The organism is Enterobacter cloacae complex sp. ECL411 (assembly GCF_021869665.1).
Lineage (GTDB): Bacteria > Pseudomonadota > Gammaproteobacteria > Enterobacterales > Enterobacteriaceae > Enterobacter > Enterobacter intestinihominis.
This window is the reverse complement of the sequence record NZ_CP091486.1, coordinates 1,080,111-1,095,689: the sequence shown is the minus strand read 5'-3', so window position 1 is coordinate 1,095,689 and position 15,579 is coordinate 1,080,111. Positions and strand designations below refer to the sequence as shown.

Below are 15,579 nucleotides of genomic sequence, written 5' to 3'. Positions count from 1 at the left end.
GTTGAGTGAGAGATGGGGATAAGGGGGGGGATTTTCAAGCGGAGGCCGCGCACGCAGCCTCCGTTTGGTCAGAAAATAATCTTGTGTCGTCCGGCCAGCGAGTGCGACAGCGTGGTGCCGTCGACCATCTCCAGCTCACCGCCGACCGGCACGCCGTGGGCGATGCGGCTGGCGTCAACGCCGTACTGCGCGCACAGCTCGGCGATGTAGTTGGCGGTTGCCTCCCCTTCCACCGTCGGGTTGGTGGCGAGGATCACCTCTTTGATCGTCTCGGACTCAAGACGCTGTTCAAGACGATCGAGACCGATATCATCCGGGCCGATGCCGTCCAGCGGGGAGAGATGCCCCATCAGCACGAAATAGCGGCCGGAAAACTGCCCGGTTTGTTCGATGGCGTAGATGTCCGCCGGACTCTCCACCACGCAAATCTGACCGTTTTCCTGACGACGCGGGTTCGTGCAGATGTTACAGACGTCCTGCTCGGTAAAGGTCCGGCAATCCGCACAGTGACCAATTTCTGACATGGCGCGGGTCAGAGCCTGCGCCAGGCGCATCCCGCCGCTGCGGTCGCGCTGCAATAGCGTAAACGCCATACGCTGCGCCGACTTCGGGCCAACGCCCGGCAGGCAGCGCAGTGCTTCCATTAACTGCGTGAGCAGCGGACTGGTTTGCATCAGAATGGCATCTTAAAGCCCGGCGGCAGTTGCATACCGCTGGAAACAGAGGCCATTTTCTCTTTCTGGGTTTCGTCGATACGGCGAGCGGCATCGTTAAACGCGGCTGCAACCAGATCTTCCAGCATCTCTTTATCGTCTTCGAGCAGGCTCGGGTCGATTTCAACGCGACGGCAGTTATGCGCACCGTTGATGGTCACCTTGACCAGACCGGCACCGGATTCACCCGTGACTTCCAGCTGAGCGATCTCTTCCTGCATCTTCTGCATTTTTTCCTGCATCTGCTGAGCCTGCTTCATCAGGCCACCCAGACCGCCTTTTCCACCAAACATAGGCTTCTCTCTTCTTTCACGTTAAGGATTACAACCGTAAGTCAGACTCACGATCAAAGGGGGCGAATACTCTCTTCATCCAGATCGGCGTCGAAGAACCGGCGCAGGGTCTGGATGTTGTTATCCGCGATAATCGACTCGCGCGCCTGCGCGAGCTTCTCTTCATAAATCGCCTGTCGCCACTCGAGCGGCGTTTTCACCGCCGGATTATCATCTTCAATGATAGTCAATTCAACCGGCACACCCTGTAAGGCGGTAAGCGCCTCGGCCAGCGCCTTTTGCGCGCCTGGGGAGTTGAGGTGCCGCTGGCCAGGGCGCAGGTGCAGACGCACCTGATTGCCTTCCTGCTCTTTCCAGGCATTCAGCGCGACCTGCTCCACCAGCTTCGGCAGCTGAAGTTTGCTGACCTCAGCGGCCCAGGCGTCGCGCTCGATGGACTCTTCCGCGAGCTTCGCGGACAGCTCCGGCGTTTTTTCATGCTCAAGCGCCTTTTTCAGCGCTTTTGGCGTGGCGACCACTTCCTTGACCGTTTCAACAACGGTAGTCGCCTTCCAGCGGTATGCCTCTTCTTTCGCCGGGGCTTTTTGCTCGAGCGCGGACGGTGCCGGACGCGACTGCACGCGCTCCGTTACCGAGGCCAGTCGTTCAAGCGCGGCGTTGTTCACCGGCCGCGCTCTTGCAGGCGCTGCCGGTTCACTCTTTTTTGGTTTGGTTGCTCCCTGCGCACGTTGCAACTGGCTTCGCGCGGCAAGCACCGAACTGGTGGCATCCGACAGCGGCACGTTCTGCGGCGGCGGCGATGCCGGTTGCGGTGGCACCTGCTGCGGTGACATTACCGCGGTCGGCGCAACCGGCGCAAAGGACTGCCGGGGGGTTTCCGGCTCCGGCAATGGCTTGCGCGGATGGAAGGCCAGCGCGCGCAGCAGCGTCATTTCAACGCCCATCCGGCGATCCGGTGCAAACGGCAGCTCTTTGCGGCCAATCAGCAGGGTTTGATAATAAAGCTGAACATCAGCCGGCGGCACGGTGCGCGCAAGTTCACGCATCCGCTGTTCAATGGTCGCCATGTCCGCGCCAATGGCCGACGGAGACAATTGCAGCATCGCCACGCGATGCAGCAGGCTGAGCATCTCGACCAGCAGCGCTTCCCATTCAATGCCACGGGCGGCGGCATCGTTGACGAGGGTCATTACCCGCTCACCGTTGGCGGCGATCATCGCTTCGATAAGCGACAGCGCCTGATCGTCATCCAGCGTGCCGAGCATGGTGCTGACCGCGTCAGTGGAAAGCTTACCGTCACCGCTGGCAATTGCCTGGTCAGTCAGGCTCAGCGCATCACGCAGGCTGCCGTCCGCCGCGCGGGCCAGCAGCTGCAGGGCGCGCGGCTCGTGAACGATCTTTTCTTCATCAAGAATGTGTTCAAGCTGAGCGCGGATCTGCTCAACGTCCAGCGCCTTCAGATGGAATTGCAGGCAGCGCGACAGGATCGTGACCGGCAGCTTTTGCGGATCGGTGGTCGCCAGCAGGAATTTTACATGCGCAGGCGGCTCTTCCAGCGTTTTCAGCAGGGCGTTGAAGCTGTGGCGCGACAGCATGTGCACTTCATCGATCAGATAGACCTTGAAGCGGCCGCGCGCCGGGGCGTACTGCACGTTGTCGAGCAGATCGCGGGTGTCTTCCACCTTGGTGCGCGAGGCGGCGTCGATCTCGATCAGATCGACAAAACGCCCCTGCTCGATCTCGCGGCAGTTGTCACATACGCCGCACGGGGTGGCGGTGATCCCGGTTTCGCAGTTCAGACCTTTTGCCAGCAGGCGGGCAATAGAGGTTTTACCGACGCCGCGGGTGCCGGAGAAAAGATAGGCGTGATGGATGCGACCTAGCGACAAGCCGTTCGCCAGGGCCGTCAGCACATGTTCCTGACCGACAACGTCAGCAAAGGTTTGTGGTCGCCATTTACGGGCTAACACCTGATAACTCATGGGCAGGCTCTGCAACGCTGGAAGGTGAATTAATGGAGGGGAATGCTATCACAACCTCACCCATTGAGCGAGGTTGTGAGATACGGGATTAATGTCCCGGGAAAGGCACCAGGCTGTAGCTGGTAATACCCTGTTTTTCCAGGCGCTGCTCGCCGCCGAGATCGAACAGGTTGATGATGAATGCCGCGTCGGTCACTTCCCCGCCCAGACGACGGATCAACTTCACGGTCGCTTCGATGGTGCCGCCGGTTGCCAGCAGATCGTCCACCACCAGCACTTTGTCGCCTGGCTTGATGGCATCAACGTGAATTTCCAGCTGATCGGTGCCGTATTCCAGCTCATAGCTCTCAGCAATGGTTTCACGCGGCAGTTTGCGCGGCTTACGCACCGGCACAAAACCCACGCCCATCGCCAGCGCAACCGGTGCGCCGAACAGGAAGCCACGGGCTTCGGTACCTACTACTTTGGTGATCCCGGCGTTTTTATAACGCTCAACCAGCAGTTCAATGCTGAGGGCGTACGCTTTCGGGTCTTCCAGCAAGCTGGTGACATCACGGAAAAGAATGCCAGGCTTTGGATAATCCTGGATACTTTTGATGCTATTTTTCAGATATTCAAGCTGCTGTGCAGTTGCGGTCATCGGTTTGTGCCTAAATGAAACAGTGTTACTCACGGCGCGCGACGAGTCGGTCAAAGTAACAGTTGTTTAACCTTTGACCAGGCGCACCTGTGCTCGAAAACGGTCGAATTTACTGGCTGTGCGCCATAATTGCAACCGCCATGATGAGGCTTCAGTGCTTTTGTTGCTTTTCATCAACCACGGGGATCCGCCACATGAAGATCAGCAGGCAGACCAGGATCGCCAGCAGCAGAATGCGCACCCACATCATTTTCACCAGCCATAACGAGACGGCGAAGGTGATCAGGATGAAGGCAATGGCGCGCGGCTTGGCCCCGGGCGGCATGGCCCGGTGTTTTTGCCAGTGCCGCAGGTAGCCGCCAAACCACGAACGGTACAGGAGCCAGTGGTGAAAACGCGGCGACGAGCGGGCGAAGCACCAGGCGGCCAACAGGATGAACGGGGTGGTCGGCAGCAAGGGCAATACGATGCCCAGCGTACCCAGCACTACCGCGAGCCAGCCAATGATGATTAAAATAGTACGCTGCATAATGCGAATCGTTATCAAACTGAACGGCTACTTTACCACTGGAGAGCGCATTGAAAACAGCACTGCTTCTTGAGAGGCTGCAAAATCAGCTGATCGCGCTGCGGGCGCAGGCCACACCGCTGATGGGACATGCTACGCTGAAACCGCGCTTTGATCGGCAGCTCTTCCGCACCCGCAGTACCGTCATTCAGGATTACCTTGCTGAAATGCAGACCAACCTCGACGAGCTTCGCCACGCGGTTGAGAGTGAACAGCAGGAACAGGTGGTGTGGCTTGCGGAGCATCTTACTGAGCAGATCACCGCCCTGCACCGCGAAATCGCCGCCTGGCCGCTACGGGCGTGGGACAGCGCCTCGCCTGGGCTCGGAAAATGGCAGCGCAAGCGGCTGGAGAACCAGGAGTTTGAGCGGCGTCTGTTTGAGATGAAGTGTGAGCGCGAAGCCCGCCTGACCACCAGCGAAACGCTGCAAGAGCAGCAGTTATTAATGCGTGAAATCAGCGCGCTGGAAGGCCGCATCGTCCGCTGCCGTCAGGCGCTGGATGAGATTGAACGCGTCATTGAACGCCTGACCCGTTAACAGGAGCCACTAATGTCACTGGAAAATGCCCCCGACGAGGTCAAGCTGGCCGTCGATTTAATTATGCTGCTGGAGAATCACGAGATCCCGGCGGAGACGGTGCTGAAAGCGCTGGAGATTGTGCGGCGGGATTTTGAGGGAAAGGTGAAGGCCGGTTGCCCTCACCCTAGCCCTCTCCCTGGAGGGAGAGGGGACCGTTAGGTGCGGTTTGAAAGATCTGCACTGATTCGCTTTTATCCTCTCCCCTCTGGGGAGAGAGCAGGGAGAGGGGCGGAGTTTTCGTCACCCTTAATCTCGCGCTTCACTTCCGTATGTTCGTCACCTTTCTCATTGCGCAGGTGAACCTCAAGCTGGTTGAAGGCGATATTAATGTTGTTTTCACGGCACAGACGGTCAATGGTGCGGTTCAGCTCATCGACGGTGTAGCTGCGATCGCGTAGTTCGCGTACGTACAGGCGCAGCTCATGATCCAGCGTGCTTGGCCCGAAGGTGGTGAAGAACACGTCAGGCGCAGGATCGTGCATCACTTTAGGATGTGATTTCGCGGCTTCCAGCAGGACCTCTTTCACTTTATCCAGATCTGAACCATAGGCCACCCCGAGTCGGACCACCACGCGCGTCGTAGTATCCGAAAGCGACCAGTTGATCAGTCGCTCGGTCACGAAGGCTTTGTTCGGGATGATCACCTCTTTACGATCGAAGTCAGTGATGGTGGTCGCACGAATACGGATTTTGCTGACGGTCCCGGAGAAGGTGCCGATGGTGACGGTATCGCCGATACGCACCGGACGTTCGAACAGGATTATCAGGCCAGAAACAAAGTTACCGAAGATCTCCTGCAAGCCGAAGCCCAGACCTACCGACAGCGCCGCCGCCAGCCACTGGAGTTTATCCCACGAGACGCCCAGCGAGCCGAATACCGTCATCGCCCCGACAATAATAATAACGTAGTTCAGGATGGTGGTAATGGCATACGACGCCCCCTGACGCAGGTTCAGCCTTGAGAGCACCAGCACTTCCAGCAGACCAGGCAGGTTGCGGATCAACGCCCAGGCCACCACCGACGACACCAGCGCAAAGAGCAGGCTGCCCATGGTGACGCTTTTCATTACCGCAGCGCCCGCTTCGGTACCGTTGTATTGCCAGAGGGTGATACTGTCGAGGTAGGCGAAGACGGTAATTAAATCAGACCAGATGGCCCAGAACATCACCGCAAACAGCGCAATCATCACCAGCATGGTAATACGCATCGTTTGCTGGTTGACCTGCTCCAGGGCAATGGTCGGCTCTTCCTGCGGCTCAGCCCCTTCAGCCCCCTCTTTAACCTGATGCTGTCGACGGGCAACAGCACGACGATACGCAATGCGGCGCGCCGCCACGCTCAAACCGCGCAGCACGGTCTGGAACAGCAGGTTCCACAGGATCACCAGATACACGGTTTCAATCCAGCGGCCTGACAGACGAAGCGTGGTATAGAAGTAACCCGTTGCCGTCAGCACCATCAGCGCCAGCGGAATGATCGCCAGCACCGTTACGGTAACCAGACGAAGATTGTGGGACTCTTTATCACGCCAGCTGTCGCGGCACATCGGCCACATCAGGACGGCTATCAGCAGCAGGTTCAGCATAATTACCAGCTGTCCCAGCACGTCATCCATCAGATGCAGCGGCGAAAGCTCGGCCACAACGGACCAGAAGTGCAGCGGCAACAGCGCGAGGCTGATACGTACAATCTGGCGACGCCAGTGGCTGGTGAGTTTCTCCGGCATGTTGAAGTGTCGGACCGCGACGCCATCTTTTTCCAGCACTTTCCAGCACAGACCAAACACCAGCCAGAACAGCGCCAGCTTTTTGCTGAACGCCCACAGCAGGTCGCTGATATTGAGCTGCATGGTCAACAGGATCAGGCCGACGGCGAGGATCAGCAGGCAGACCGGCAGAGCACGGATCAGATCGATCAGGATCGCTTTCGGGGTGTGCAGCTGGCTGTCGTTACGCAGTTGCCCCACTTCCGAGGCCAGCTTCGCCTGGTACTGCTTCAGCCATTTCAAACGCCAGCGTATTACTCCGGCGATGAGCAGCAAAGGCAGACCCGCAAGGAAGGCAATCATTACCGCAGGCCAGGCTTTCTCCCAGTTCACGGTAATTTTCATGCTTTTGATCTGGGATTTCAGCGTTTCAGGGAAAGATTTAAACCAGTCCCAGTCCATGGGTTTGTTGCTGTTCACCCAGAAAATCTGCTGGGTCAGGATCTCCTGGAGGCTTTTAGACACGCTCACCAGCTGCTGCTGGTTGATTTGCAGGTTAATCGCCATCATCAGCTGGTTGCCCAGCTGCTTATTAAGCTGATCGAGCAGTTCGCGGCGCATATCCACAACCTGCAACAGCGCGTCGTGAACTTCACCGTTTACTTCACTTGAATGGCCTTCTTCCACTTTGGCAACAAACGTATCGCTCTGGAACAGGGCATCGCGCTGCTGGTTAACGTCAAACTGTTCAAGACGCAAATCCGCAATGCGGTTGGTCATGTCTTCCAGCTCGTCGGCGGACGGCAGCGTCTGCTGCTGCTGGTAAAGAATGCGCGACAGCAGCAGGCTTCCCTTCAGGACGGCAATCTGCTCTTTGACATTGCGCTCAGCCTGCAAAGCGCGATCCAGCCAGTTTTTGACTTTAATATTCTGCTGCACCAGCGCGCTGCCGCTTTCAGTCGCCTGAATCAGGCGCTCGCTCAGCTGATGGTTAATCTCCAGCTCCTGCTTCACCAGCGGATTGGCCTGGATACGCGCCGTTTCGTCTGGCGAGACCGCTTCCTGCGCCGTTTTTTCGGTCAGCGTCAGGCGCTTGCTGTTCACCGCCTCCTGCAACAGCTGAAGCTGATGCTCGAGCCGGTTGATATTCGCGTTCACGTAGTCACGCTGTTTTTGCAGCGCATCCTGCAACACCGTGTTGCCTTCCAGACTCTTACGCTGCTGTTCAATCTCCGCGTTCAGCAGCGTCTGCTGGATGTTCAGCAGCGTTTGCTGGGTCGGACGAAGCGCCCCTTCCCCCACGGTAATGCCATTCAGACGGTTACGTATCTGCTGTAGCTGTTGCGATGCAGAATACATGGCGTTCTGCACGCGCTCAGGCTGGGTTTGCAGCGAAACCAGCTGGCTGTTATAGGTCGAGAGATCGGACTGCGCCGTTTGCAGATCGTCCAGCAGCTGCGCCACGCGCGACTCGAGCTGGCGCAACGAAAGCGTGGCAAGCGTTTTTCGGGTTTCATCGTCGTTATCAACGTCGCTAAGCGCGTTCAGGGCCTCCGTTGCTTTACGCATGTTCTCCGGCGCCTGAGCGACCTTCTGCCGCAGCTGGGCCGTTTCGGCTTTGATGCGATCGATCTTATCCAGCGTATCCAGGGTTTCCGTCAGGTCCTGCTGAACGAGCTTTTCCTGGGCGGAGAGATCTTTTTGTTTATTCAGGGTGTCGAGTTGCGACTGAACCTCGGCACGCGTCGGGACGTCACTGCCGTTGTCTGCACGGGCCCAGGAATGCGGTGCGGCTGCAAAGAAAAACAGCAGGATCAAAAAAACGGCCAGAACAGAATGTGTCGAGCGATAGGTGTGCAGCATAGTCGTGAATGTGATCTGAGAAATGACCGAAAATAGTCGGGCGTGAAGAATATCACGCCCGGCTAAAGCAGAATAGCGGGAAGGTAATCCTCTAAGACATTTCCTGGAAAGATTCAGGCAGTAAGCGGCGCTCCCTCGCTGCGGAGGGTCGGGCAAAGCTGGCACATCTCCAGGAAAATCGCGACGTAGCTGCGCGCCTCTGATTTCAGATCGAACGACTGCGGGGCGAAAAGCCAGTTTTCCATCAGGCCAGAAATATAGCTGCGCATCAGGATCGCCGCCCGGCGCGTTAACAGCGTAGCGGGAAGCATGTCGGCCTGCATACATTCCTTAAGAACTTGCTCGATGCGATCGTAGCTTTCCAGACACAGGTCGCGCTGCGCCTGCTGAACCACCGCCATTTCGCCAACAAACTCACATTTATGGAAGATGATTTCCATCATCAGACGTCGGCGTTCTTCCACAACAGTCGCTTCAAGGATATATACTAATATTTCTCTTAATACTGAGAGTGGATCGTGAGGGAATTTTGCCCGATACTCACTCTCAAGATCGCTGATGCTGGACTCTGAAAGCTCCCAGATTTCACCAAACAGATCTGACTTGTCTTTAAAATGCCAGTAAATCGCTCCCCGCGTGACGCCCGCGGCCTGAGCAATCTGCGCCAGCGAGGTTGCCGAAACACCCTGCTGTGAGAACAAACGCATTGCCACATCCAGAATGTGTTGTCGGGTTTCCAGCGCTTGTTGTTTGGTTTTTCGTGCCATACGTTGATGAATTTACAGGAGTCAGATTTACATACATTTATGAATGTATGTACCATAGCATGACGATAATATAAACGCAGCAATGGGTTTTTAGACTCAGGACCCTTGATCAATTTGAAATCGGACACTCGAGGTTTACATATGAACAAAAACAGAGGGTTAACGCCTCTGGCGGTCGTTCTGATGCTCTCAGGCAGCTTAGCGCTTACAGGATGTGACGACAAAGAGGCTCAACAAGGAGCTCAGCAGGTGCCAGAAGTTGGCGTCGTGACGCTCAAATCCGAACCTCTCCAGATGACAACAGAACTACCGGGCCGCACCAGCGCCTATCGCATTGCAGAAGTACGTCCGCAGGTGAGCGGTATCATCCTGAAACGTAACTTCACCGAAGGCGGTGATGTGAAAGCAGGTGAGTCTCTTTATCAGATTGATCCAGCAACCTATCAGGCGTCTTATGAGAGCGCTAAAGGCGATCTGGCGAAAGCAGAAGCGGCAGCCAAAATTTCGCAACTGACGTTGAATCGTTACAAGAAACTGCTCGGCACGCAGTACATCAGTCAACAGGATTACGATTCTGCCCTGGCCGATGCACAGCAAGCCAATGCAGCCGTTGTGGCGGCGAAAGCGGCGGTAGAAACCGCGCGTATTAACCTCGCCTACACCAAAGTGACCTCCCCTATCAGCGGTCGTATTGGTAAATCAGCCGTCACCGAAGGTGCGCTGGTGCAGAACGGTCAAACCAACGCGCTGGCCACCGTGCAGCAGCTTGACCCGATCTACGTTGACGTTACACAGTCCAGCAACGATTTCCTGCGTCTCAAACAGGAGCTTGCCAGCGGACAACTGAAACAGGAAAACGGTAAAGCCAAAGTTGAACTGGTTACCAACGACGGTATCAAGTTCTCACAGACAGGCACACTGGAATTTTCTGATGTGACCGTCGATCAGACCACCGGCTCTATCACCATCCGGGCTATTTTCCCGAATCCGGATAAAACCCTGCTGCCGGGTATGTTCGTACGCGCCCGTCTTGAAGAAGGGACTAACCCAAGCGCCATTCTGGTTCCGCAGCAAGGCGTGACCCGTACGCCACGCGGCGATGCGAGCGCGCTGGTTGTGGGTGCCGATAACAAAGTCGAAACACGCAATATCACTGCAACGCAGGCGATTGGCGACAAGTGGCTGGTAACGGAAGGTCTGAAAGATGGCGATCGCGTGATTATTACTGGTTTGCAAAAAGTTCGTCCTGGCGCGCAGGTCAAAGCTCAGGAAGTGAAATCTGACGACAAACAACAAGCGTCGGCCGCTGGCCAGTCAGAACAAACCAAGTCTTAACTTAAACAGGAGCCGTTAAGACATGCCTAATTTCTTTATCGATCGCCCCATATTTGCGTGGGTGATCGCCATTATCATCATGCTGGCCGGGGGACTTGCGATCCTGAAGCTGCCTGTTGCGCAATATCCAACGATTGCGCCGCCGGCAGTGACGATCTCCGCAACCTACCCGGGCGCTGATGCCAAAACGGTGCAGGACACCGTTACGCAGGTTATCGAACAGAACATGAACGGTATCGATAACCTGATGTACATGTCCTCAAACAGTGACTCAACCGGTACAGTTCAGATTACCCTGACCTTTGAATCAGGTACGGATGCGGACATTGCGCAGGTTCAGGTGCAGAACAAACTGCAGCTGGCGATGCCCCTGCTGCCGCAGGAAGTGCAACAACAGGGTGTGAGCGTCGAGAAATCGTCCAGTAGCTTCCTGATGGTTGTCGGCGTGATTAACACCGATGGCACCATGACGCAGGAAGATATTTCCGACTACGTGGGCGCCAACATGAAGGACGCCATCAGCCGTACGTCTGGTGTGGGTGACGTTCAGCTGTTCGGTTCACAGTACGCGATGCGTATCTGGATGGATCCGAATAAGCTGAACAACTTCCAGCTAACCCCGGTTGACGTGATCAGCGCAATTAAAGCGCAAAACGCCCAGGTTGCAGCCGGTCAGTTAGGCGGCACGCCGCCGGTGAAAGGCCAGCAGCTTAACGCGTCTATCATCGCGCAAACGCGTCTGACCTCGGCGGATGAGTTCAGTAAAATTCTGCTGAAGGTGAATCAGGACGGTTCGCAGGTTCGCCTGCGTGACGTGGCGAAAGTGGAGCTGGGTGGCGAGAACTACGACGTTATTGCGAAGTTCAACGGTAAACCGGCTTCCGGTTTAGGTATCAAACTGGCGACTGGTGCGAACGCCCTGGACACCGCGACGGCTATCCGTGCAGAACTGAAGAAGATGGAACCTTTCTTCCCGTCAGGTCTGAAAATTGTTTACCCGTATGACACCACGCCGTTCGTTAAAATTTCGATTCACGAAGTGGTTAAAACCCTGGTTGAGGCGATCATCCTCGTCTTCCTGGTAATGTACCTGTTCCTGCAAAATTTCCGCGCAACGCTGATCCCAACCATCGCCGTGCCGGTTGTACTGCTCGGCACCTTCGCGGTTCTGGCGATATTTGGCTATTCGATAAACACCCTGACGATGTTCGGGATGGTGCTCGCCATCGGCCTGCTGGTGGATGACGCCATCGTAGTGGTCGAAAACGTTGAGCGTGTGATGGCGGAAGAAGGCCTGCCGCCGAAGGAAGCAACCCGTAAATCAATGGGCCAGATCCAGGGCGCGCTGGTCGGTATCGCGATGGTTCTGTCTGCGGTATTTATCCCGATGGCCTTCTTCGGGGGTTCAACCGGTGCGATTTACCGTCAGTTCTCTATTACCATCGTTTCCGCGATGGCGCTGTCGGTGCTGGTAGCCCTGATCCTGACGCCAGCCCTGTGTGCGACCATGCTGAAGCCGATTAAGAAAGGTGGCCACGGCGAGCACAAAGGGTTCTTCGGCTGGTTTAACCGCATGTTTGATAAGAGTACGCATCACTACACCGACAGCGTGGGGAACATCCTGCGCAGCACCGGTCGTTATCTGCTGCTTTATATCATCATCGTGGTGGGCATGGCTTTCCTGTTTGTTCGTCTGCCAAGCTCGTTCCTGCCAGATGAAGACCAGGGCGTGTTCCTGAGCATGGCTCAGCTTCCGGCGGGTGCGACGCAAGAACGTACGCAAAAAGTGCTGGATGAGATGACCGACTACTTCCTGACCAAAGAGAAAGACAACGTCGAATCCGTGTTTGCGGTTAACGGCTTTGGCTTCGCGGGTCGTGGTCAGAACACCGGTATTGCCTTCGTTTCTCTGAAAGACTGGTCCGAACGCCCGGGTGATGAGAACAAAGTTGAAGCCATTACCAACCGGGCCATGGGTACCTTCTCACAGATTAAAGATGCGATGGTCTTCGCCTTTAACCTGCCAGCGATTGTTGAACTGGGTACGGCGACCGGCTTCGACTTCCAGCTGATTGACCAGGGCGGTCTGGGCCACGAAAAACTGACTCAGGCGCGTAACCAGCTATTTGGCGAGGTGGCTAAACACCCTGACCTGCTGGTGGGCGTGCGTCCTAACGGTCTGGAAGATACGCCGCAGTACAAGATCGATATCGACCAGGAAAAAGCACAGGCGCTGGGTGTGTCCATCAGTGACATCAATACCACGCTGGGTGCAGCCTGGGGTGGCAGCTACGTCAACGACTTCATCGACCGTGGTCGCGTGAAGAAAGTGTACGTCATGTCCGAAGCGCAATACCGTATGCTGCCGAACGATATCAACAACTGGTACGTTCGCGGCAGCGATGGCCAGATGGTGCCGTTCTCCGCCTTCTCAACTTCGCGCTGGGAATACGGTTCGCCGCGTCTGGAGCGTTATAACGGCTTGCCATCGATGGAGATCCTCGGTCAGGCGGCGCCGGGCCGAAGCACCGGTGAAGCCATGAACCTGATGGAAGAGTTGGCCAGCAAACTGCCTGCGGGTATTGGCTACGACTGGACCGGTATGTCCTATCAGGAACGTCTGTCCGGTAACCAGGCCCCTGCCCTGTACGCCATTTCACTGATTGTGGTGTTCCTGTGTCTGGCGGCATTGTATGAGAGCTGGTCGATTCCGTTCTCCGTTATGCTCGTGGTTCCGCTGGGGGTTATCGGTGCGCTGCTTGCCGCAACCTTCCGAGGGCTGACTAACGACGTTTACTTCCAGGTGGGCCTGCTGACAACCATTGGCTTGTCGGCGAAGAACGCGATACTTATCGTCGAATTTGCCAAAGATCTGATGGAGAAAGAAGGTAAAGGCCTGATTGAAGCAACGCTTGAAGCCGTTCGTATGCGTCTGCGTCCAATCCTGATGACGTCCCTGGCGTTTATCCTCGGCGTTATGCCGCTGGTTATCAGCTCAGGCGCAGGCTCCGGCGCACAGAACGCGGTAGGTACCGGTGTAATGGGTGGTATGGTCACTGCGACCGTTCTCGCCATCTTCTTTGTACCGGTGTTCTTCGTGGTGGTACGTCGCCGCTTTAGCCGCAAAAATGAAGATGTGGAGCACAATCATTCGGTAGAACATCACTGATACCGGTTTCACATGATAAAAAGGCCGCATTTGCGGCCTTTTTCATTTTCAGAAAAATTCATAAAATAGTCTTATTGTCGTTTTATTTATTTTCACCCGTCCTGATAAGACTTATCATAATAATCCGATAAGCTAATCGTAGAATTCAGCATTCTTTTAATATCAATTCATCGCCTAAAATATTCGGACAAATCCTAAATCATCGTAAATGCCGAAGACATCTGAATCCGGACTTCAAATGAAACATTGCGCTAACTCAATGAATCTTAAGGAACGGATTAAAAAAAGGGTTTCTCACGATAAAAGTGTTCGCGTCTGAGGTCACATTTGCGTAAGCGCTCGCAAGGAAACGTTTTAATTGTAATTTTTCGTAATAGCGCGGTGAAATCCTGATCAGAGTGGCTTATAGTTAGTGTTATCAGGAACACAGCTCCCGTGTGGCTAAGCAAGTTGTATCCATCCCGACATGATGTTCGGTGAGTAAAAAATCACTCAGAAGGGGATGCGCTATGGACGAGTACTCGCCAAAAAGGCATGATATCGCGCAGTTGAAATTTCTCTGCGAATCCTTGTACCATGACTGCCTTGCCAATCTTGAAGAAAGTAACCATGGCTGGGTGAACGATCCAACGTCTGCTATCAATTTACAGCTTAATGAGCTGATCGAGCATATCGCAACCTTCGCACTTAATTATAAAATTAAGTACAATGAAGATAATAAGTTGATAGAGCAAATTGATGAATACCTGGACGACACCTTTATGTTGTTCAGCAGCTACGGCATTAACGCACAGGATTTGCAGAAATGGCGTAAATCAGGAAACCGTCTATTTCGCTGCTTCACGAATGTCAGCAGAGCTAATCCGGTTAGTCTTTCCTGTTAAAATTATTACAAATACTAAGGTGAATTTTATGTCTGATAAACCATTAACTAAAGTCGATTATTTGATGCGCCTGCGACGCTGTCAGTCAATTGACACGCTCGAACGTGTTATTGAGAAAAATAAATACGAGCTGTCTGATAATGAACTGGCGGTATTTTATTCAGCTGCCGACCATCGTCTTGCTGAACTGACCATGAATAAACTCTATGACAAGATCCCCTCTTCGGTATGGAAATTTGTTCGTTAGTCGTTGAAGAGAGACTTTAAGGCACTACGCCCGTTGTTAAGCTGAATTTACCTTTCGTATTACGCTTCAAGTGCAAACGCCAGGTCCCCGTATAAAACGTATTTATACGCAAGAATGTTGTGACTCCCGTCACAGCCACTTTTAGGGAACGTTCCCTTTCTGGCTAATCCTCTTTACGCTACGTAAAACGATTCCAGAGAGGTTCCCATGAGTGAAGAAAAACAGAAGATGATTGCCGGTGAATATTATCGCCCCGGCGATGACACGCTGAGGGCTGACCGTTTACGCGCTCGTCATATTGTTCACCGCTATAACCATACCGCACCCGATGAGAAGGCCGAACGTCGCGCCTTATTAGCTGACCTGCTGGGTCAAAGCGAAGGCGCTTATATTGAGCCGAGCTTCCGCTGCGACTACGGCTATAACATCTATCTGGGCAACAATTTTTACGCCAACTTCGACTGCGTCATGCTGGACGTCTGCCCTATCCGCATTGGCGATAACTGTATGCTCGCACCGGGGGTGCACATTTATACGGCCACGCATCCTCTGGACGCGACCGAACGTAACAGCGGGCTGGAGTACGGTAAATCGGTCACCATAGGCCATAACGTCTGGATCGGCGGACGTGCGGTGATTAATCCGGGCGTGACCATTGGCGATAATGCGGTTATCGCTTCCGGCGCGGTAGTGACCAAAGACGTGCCGGCCAATGCGGTAGTGGGCGGGAATCCGGCGAAAATCATTAAAATGATCTAAGCGCATCCTGAGTAACTGTTATGCTTTTTCCTGGCATAACTGTTACTTTCATCGCATAAACCCCTCTCATAA

General features: G+C 54.8%; 14 protein-coding genes and 1 other annotated feature. Of the genes, 7 read left to right on the top strand and 7 right to left on the bottom strand.

Annotation, left to right across the window (positions count from 1 at the left end):
• Positions 1–68: 68 nt before the first annotated feature.
• From recR to L3069_RS05170, 5 genes are all read right to left on the bottom strand, one after another.
• Positions 69–674, bottom strand: a complete 606-nt coding sequence (gene recR, locus L3069_RS05190; protein WP_006809843.1) for a recombination mediator RecR — start codon at positions 672–674, stop codon at positions 69–71.
• Positions 674–1,006, bottom strand: a complete 333-nt coding sequence (locus L3069_RS05185; protein ID WP_003858972.1) for a YbaB/EbfC family nucleoid-associated protein — start codon at positions 1,004–1,006, stop codon at positions 674–676. Before L3069_RS05185 ends, recR begins: the two co-directional genes overlap by 1 nt.
• A 53-nt stretch (positions 1,007–1,059) precedes the next feature.
• Complete coding sequence (dnaX, locus tag L3069_RS05180; protein ID WP_023299467.1) at positions 1,060–2,988, bottom strand: DNA polymerase III subunit gamma/tau; 1,929 nt, start codon at positions 2,986–2,988, stop codon at positions 1,060–1,062.
• Positions 1,666–1,730 (bottom strand) — a sequence feature (DnaX frameshifting element). It overlaps the preceding gene by 65 nt.
• Before the next feature lie 88 nt (positions 2,989–3,076).
• The gene (apt, locus tag L3069_RS05175) at positions 3,077–3,628 is read right to left on the bottom strand and encodes an adenine phosphoribosyltransferase (protein ID WP_000127359.1); all 552 of its coding nucleotides are present in this window, start codon (positions 3,626–3,628) and stop codon (positions 3,077–3,079) included.
• 151 nt (positions 3,629–3,779) lie between these two features.
• A complete protein-coding gene (locus L3069_RS05170; protein ID WP_023299466.1) occupies positions 3,780–4,157 on the bottom strand; it encodes a DUF454 family protein in 378 nt (125 codons plus the stop codon).
• A gap of 50 nt (positions 4,158–4,207) precedes the next feature.
• Here L3069_RS05170 and priC point away from each other — a divergent pair, with 50 nt between their 5' ends.
• Both priC and rsmS read left to right on the top strand, forming a co-directional pair.
• Entirely contained in the window at positions 4,208–4,735 is a 528-nt protein-coding gene (gene priC / locus L3069_RS05165; RefSeq protein ID WP_022647276.1) for a primosomal replication protein N'', read from the top strand.
• A 12-nt stretch (positions 4,736–4,747) separates the two neighbouring features.
• A complete protein-coding gene (gene rsmS, locus L3069_RS05160) occupies positions 4,748–4,936 on the top strand; it encodes a pleiotropic regulatory protein RsmS (protein WP_038415536.1) in 189 nt (62 codons plus the stop codon).
• 32 nt (positions 4,937–4,968) lie between these two features.
• Here rsmS and mscK read toward each other — a convergent pair whose 3' ends face one another.
• Together mscK and acrR are read right to left on the bottom strand one after the other, a co-directional pair.
• Positions 4,969–8,346 carry a mechanosensitive channel MscK gene (gene mscK, locus L3069_RS05155; protein ID WP_038415534.1) on the bottom strand — a complete coding sequence of 1,126 codons (3,378 nt, stop codon included), beginning with the start codon at positions 8,344–8,346 and terminating at the stop codon, positions 4,969–4,971.
• A 113-nt stretch (positions 8,347–8,459) separates the two neighbouring features.
• Complete coding sequence (gene acrR / locus L3069_RS05150) at positions 8,460–9,113, bottom strand: multidrug efflux transporter transcriptional repressor AcrR (RefSeq protein ID WP_032624732.1); 654 nt, start codon at positions 9,111–9,113, stop codon at positions 8,460–8,462.
• A gap of 141 nt (positions 9,114–9,254) precedes the next feature.
• Between acrR and acrA the strand changes: the two genes are divergently transcribed.
• From acrA to maa, 5 genes are all read left to right on the top strand, one after another.
• Positions 9,255–10,448, top strand: a complete 1,194-nt coding sequence (gene acrA, locus L3069_RS05145; protein ID WP_022647272.1) for a multidrug efflux RND transporter periplasmic adaptor subunit AcrA — start codon at positions 9,255–9,257, stop codon at positions 10,446–10,448.
• Between the two features lie 22 nt (positions 10,449–10,470).
• Positions 10,471–13,617, top strand: a complete 3,147-nt coding sequence (gene acrB, locus L3069_RS05140; RefSeq protein ID WP_023299464.1) for a multidrug efflux RND transporter permease subunit AcrB — start codon at positions 10,471–10,473, stop codon at positions 13,615–13,617.
• A gap of 509 nt (positions 13,618–14,126) precedes the next feature.
• Positions 14,127–14,501: an Hha toxicity modulator TomB gene (gene tomB / locus L3069_RS05135; RefSeq protein ID WP_006809850.1), complete on the top strand. Its 375-nt coding sequence runs from the start codon at positions 14,127–14,129 to the stop codon at positions 14,499–14,501.
• Positions 14,502–14,529: 28 nt separating this feature from the next.
• The gene (locus tag L3069_RS05130; RefSeq protein WP_015571250.1) at positions 14,530–14,748 is read left to right on the top strand and encodes an HHA domain-containing protein; all 219 of its coding nucleotides are present in this window, start codon (positions 14,530–14,532) and stop codon (positions 14,746–14,748) included.
• Positions 14,749–14,955: 207 nt separating this feature from the next.
• A complete protein-coding gene (gene maa, locus L3069_RS05125; protein ID WP_022647270.1) occupies positions 14,956–15,507 on the top strand; it encodes a maltose O-acetyltransferase in 552 nt (183 codons plus the stop codon).
• Positions 15,508–15,579 lie beyond the last annotated feature (72 nt).